At 66.0% G+C, this 420-nt stretch carries 1 protein-coding gene; it reads right to left on the reverse strand.

Features of this window, described 5'->3' with window-relative positions:
- On the reverse strand, nt 1-407 hold a 407-nt coding region (locus Ga0609869_RS18315; RefSeq protein WP_245972067.1), incomplete at its 3' end, for a glyceraldehyde 3-phosphate dehydrogenase NAD-binding domain-containing protein.
- Nucleotides 408-420 lie beyond the last annotated feature (13 nt).

Consider the following 420-nt stretch of genomic DNA (forward strand, 5'->3'; position numbering starts at 1 on the left):
TGGTTGACGCCGTAGACGATGGTCTTGTCGGCGCCGGCGCCGGGGGCGGAGATCAGCACGCGCCTGGAGCCGTTTTCCAGGTGCATGGCGGCCTTGTCGCGGTCGGTGAAGATGCCGGTGCATTCCATGGCGATGTCGACGCCGTCCCAGGGCAGCTCCTTGGGGTCGCGGATCGCGGTGACCTTGATCGGGCCGCGGCCGACGTCGATGGTGTCGCCGTCGACGGTGACGGTGCCGGGGAAGCGGCCGTGCACGCTGTCGTAGCGCACCAGATGCGCGTTGGTCTCGACCGGCCCGAGATCGTTGATCGCGACCACCTCGATATCGGTGCGTCCCGATTCCACGATGGCCCTGAGAACGTTCCGCCCGATGCGGCCGAACCCGTTGATGGCGACTTTAACTGTCATCTTGTTGTTCCTC

It is taken from the genome of Rhodovulum iodosum (assembly GCF_041020385.1).
GTDB lineage: Bacteria > Pseudomonadota > Alphaproteobacteria > Rhodobacterales > Rhodobacteraceae > Rhodovulum > Rhodovulum iodosum.